Annotated in this window: 4 protein-coding genes, 1 tRNA gene and 1 pseudogene; 4 read left to right on the top strand and 2 right to left on the bottom strand. The window is 51.7% G+C overall.

The annotated features are described in order from the left end of the window. Positions 1 to 172 precede the first annotated feature (172 nt). A complete protein-coding gene (locus tag Q0198_RS08800; RefSeq protein ID WP_297897094.1) occupies positions 173 to 490 on the bottom strand; it encodes a hypothetical protein in 318 nt (105 codons plus the stop codon). Positions 491 to 635: 145 nt separating this feature from the next. Here Q0198_RS08800 and Q0198_RS08795 point away from each other — a divergent pair. The 3 genes and pseudogenes from Q0198_RS08795 to ybaK form a co-directional block, all read left to right on the top strand. After that, positions 636 to 1370 (top strand): annotated as a pseudogene (locus Q0198_RS08795) (KpsF/GutQ family sugar-phosphate isomerase); the annotation flags it as partial. Positions 1371 to 1378: 8 nt separating this feature from the next. Continuing rightward, positions 1379 to 2140 (top strand): pseudouridine synthase, encoded by a 762-nt coding sequence (locus Q0198_RS08790; RefSeq protein ID WP_297897096.1) that lies wholly within the window; start codon positions 1379 to 1381, stop codon positions 2138 to 2140. 19 nt (positions 2141 to 2159) lie between these two features. Next, positions 2160 to 2633, top strand: coding sequence for a Cys-tRNA(Pro) deacylase (gene ybaK / locus Q0198_RS08785; RefSeq protein WP_297897090.1), 474 nt, complete (start codon positions 2160 to 2162; stop codon positions 2631 to 2633). Between the two features lie 310 nt (positions 2634 to 2943). Here the strand turns inward: ybaK and Q0198_RS08780 are convergent, their stop codons facing one another. Beyond that, complete coding sequence (locus tag Q0198_RS08780) at positions 2944 to 3507, bottom strand: LemA family protein (RefSeq protein WP_297897087.1); 564 nt, start codon at positions 3505 to 3507, stop codon at positions 2944 to 2946. Positions 3508 to 3577: 70 nt separating this feature from the next. Between Q0198_RS08780 and Q0198_RS08775 the strand changes: the two genes are divergently transcribed. Further along, positions 3578 to 3654: transfer RNA gene (locus tag Q0198_RS08775), tRNA-Met, on the top strand. Positions 3655 to 3656 lie beyond the last annotated feature (2 nt).

The raw sequence follows: 3656 nt of genomic DNA, 5'->3' as shown, positions 1-3656 counted from the left end.
CGGCGTCGGGCGTGGGAGGCATGAGCCTATTGTGGTGACCCATCCGTGACTATGTCAGGTGTTTGCGGGGCCATCGCGCGGTTGAACGGACAAGGGAAAGCGCCCCAGGGGGCGGTCTAGCGTTGCTTCGGTCGTTCCCAGTGCTTCCGGTCGGCGTGCCCTGGCCCGCGCCTCAGTTGTTCTCGAACTGCTCGAGGTTCTCGGTGTGGCGGCGACCGTCGTCGGCGGCGCTGAACCAGAAGACGGGCTTGCGCTCCATTGAGCCGTTCGCAGTGGGGACGTCTTGTTCGACGACCAGTCCGAGGCCGTTCGGCACGCTGCGTTCATCCACGAACATGTTGGTGATGTCCGTGGTCTGACCGGTGTCGATGTGGACGAGCTGTTCCTGGAGATTTCGGATTGATTCCAGAGTCGCGTCGTCGTTGCTCGGCGAGGAATGCATCTGTTGGAGAAGGCTGGCGGCCGTTCTCGGGTCCAGGTACTGGCTCACCCATCCTCCGGGATGAACGGCCGTGACTCCGGGCAGGGTGGCGATAGTGTGCCCATCGGTACTGCGCCGCGTCACGGTGTACGGGGCGCAATACAACGTGCACTCGTAGGCCGGCACGTCCGGAGCCAGAAGGAGGTCCTTCCCCGAGGCGTTGCACGGCGATCTGGGTATGATCGGCAAGGACGACATGGTGCTTGCGATCAGCTTTAGCGGCGAGAGCGAGGAGCTGGTTAGAATTCTGCCTCACCTCAAACGCTTCGGCGTGAAGATCATCGCGATGGCGCGCGATAAAAACAGCTCGCTCGGCAAGGTTTGCGACGAGTTCATAAGCCTAAATATCGTCAAAGAGGCCTGCCCGCTTGGCGCCGCGCCTACGGTTTCTACGACGCTAACTCTCGGTTTGGGCGATGCGTTAGCGATCTGTTTGATGAGACGGCGAAGATTCGGCAAAGAGGATTTTGCAAATTTTCACCCGGGTGGCAGCCTCGGTAAGCGGCTTTTCGTCAAAGTAAAAGACGTGATGCAAAGCAAAAATTTACCAGTCGCAAGCCGTAATGCCAGCCTAAAACAAGCTATCGACGTTATGACTCACGGAAAGCTCGGCACCGTCTTGTTAGTGAACGAAAAAGGCGCGCTCGAGGCGATTTTGAGCGACGGCGATCTGCGCCGCGCGTTGATGCGAGAGGATTTTGACATCAATGACGGCGCGCTAAAATATGCCACCAAAAATCCTAAAATGCTGGACGATAAAAATATGTTAGCCATAGACGCGCTAAATTTGATCGAGCAGTTTAAAATTCAAGTCCTGCCCGTGGTCGAAAACGGCGTGCCTGCGGGGATCTTGCACATTCACGATCTAACAAGCTTGGGGCTAAAATAATGCAAAAGATGCGCCTGAATAAATTTATCTCTCATAACACCGCCTACTCGCGCCGTGAGGCGGATGAGCTGATCAAGCAAGGCAAAGTTAGCATTAACGGCCGCGTCGTTAGCGATTTCATCGAGGTTAGCGGCGAGGAGAAGATCCGCATAGGCTCGCGCCTCATTAAGCCTAAGACGGAATTCACGATGATCGTTTATAACAAACGCAAAGGCGAGTTAGTTACTAAAAAGGACGATCGCGGCAGACGGACGATTTACGATAGCTTGCCGGAGGGGTTTAGTAGATTTGTTAGCGTGGGGCGTTTGGATTTTGCAAGCGAGGGGCTTTTGCTGCTGACCGATGCGCCGGCGATCGCTACGGCGCTGATGAACAGCGACATCGAGCGAGAGTACTATCTAAAGGTAAAAGGCGAGGTGAAGGACGAGGTCGTAACGTCGATCCGCGAGGGCTTTTTCGCCGCAGATGCGAGCAAAGGCGCGCACGCTAAAAGCAAGATCAAATCGATGGAATTTAAGCCCTTCTTGGGCTACCGCATAATGCCTAGCAGCGGCGGTTATACGAAGATAAAGGCGATCATCAACGAGGGGCAAAACCGCGAGCTGCGCAGATTTTTCGGCTATTTTGATCTGGACGTCGTGGAGCTTAAGCGCACGGCATTCGGCAGAATGACGCTTGGGACGCTAAAGCCCGGCAAATGGCGCTATTTCGATCAAAGCGAATACGAAGATCTGCGCGATTTTCTGAAAGAAAACAAAATCCGCTATTAAATTTAAGAAAAGAGGTGAAATGAGCTCAAAGACAAACGCCGCGCGCGTCCTGGACGGTCTGAAAATCCCCTACGAGATCAAAGAATATGCGGTTGATCCTTTAAATTTAGACGCGGTGCATGTTGCAAACAGCGTGAGCGAGCCGATCGAGCGGGTTTATAAAACGATAGTCTGCACGGCGGATCACGAATACGTCGTGGCCTGCCTGCAGGGCGATCTAAATTTGGATCTCAAGGCGCTCGCGCACATCTGCGGGGCAAAGCGTTGCGAGCTGATGGATTTGAAGGATTTGCAAAAGGTCACGGGCTACGTCAGGGGCGGTTGCTCGCCGCTTGGGATGAAAAAGCACTTCCGCACCTTCATCGATGAAAAGGCGTTAACACAGGAGAAAATTTACGTTAGCGCGGGCGTGCGCGGAAAACAGATCGCTCTTGCGCCGAAAGACCTCGCAGTCGCAACCGAGGCGCAAATTTGTAAAATTACTCACGACTAACGAGGCGTTACTTTTTGCTGCCGTTTGCGCAAGTAACGCCTGCGGCAAGCTAACGAAAATTTACACTGCGAAATTTAGACTTTTAAAATTTGGCATTGCACCGTAAAATTTTATTGTTAAAATTCTCAGTACCGCATGCCGCAAGATATCTCAAACAAGATGACGAGTACGCAGGGTGCGGCAAGTCTCTTTTAAGAACGCACTCTTTGCGCGTGATCCGTTTTATTCACTATAAATTTAGACTCACGGCGTTTGGAGCCATTTGCGATGAAATTTTAAAATTTCATCGCAAATTTTCTACGCCTCGCGCCTATTTTTTAAAAAGCTCAGAGACGTTCGGAGCTTGCTTTTCTTGCTCGCTGGCGGCGAAAAATTCCGCTTTGGCGAAATTGAAAACGCTGGCGATGATGTTAGTAGGAAACATCTCGCAGGCGTTATTATAGACTGTAACGGCGCCGTTATAAGCGCGGCGTGCGGCGCTGATCTGCTCTTCGCACTCGCCTAACGCGCTTTGCAGTTTGGCAAATGACTCGTTAGCCTTGAGGTTCGGATACGCCTCTATCGCAATGCGGATCTGCCCCAAAAGAGCCGAAATTTCGCTATTTAGCTTAAATTTATCCGCGTTAGAAGCCGCGTTGATCGCCTGTGAGCGAAGTTCGCTAACGCGCGTTAGCACGGCATTTTCGTGGCTCATATATTCGCACGTGGCGCTAACTAAATTTGGGATGAGGTCGTAGCGCTTTTTAAGCTGCGTATCGACGGTAGAAGCGATATTTCGCACTTGATTGCGCTTAGCGATGAACGAGTTATAAACTCCCACTAACGCCAAAACTAACAAAACTATGACGACTAATAAAATCAAAGCCGCATTCATTTTCTCTCCTTTTAAAGTGTTTCAATTAAAAATAAGAATATTTAGCTATACTTGCCATTTCTTTTCGCGTGTCAAGGTAGCTCAGCTGGTTAGAGCGCTGGTCTCATAAGCCGGAGGTCGAGAGTTCAAGTCTCTCTCTTGACACCATC

It is taken from the genome of uncultured Campylobacter sp. (genome assembly GCF_938045205.1).
Taxonomy (GTDB): Bacteria; Campylobacterota; Campylobacteria; order Campylobacterales; family Campylobacteraceae; genus Campylobacter_B.
Note: the sequence above shows the minus strand (reverse complement) of the source record. Positions and strands in the feature narration are given on the sequence as shown.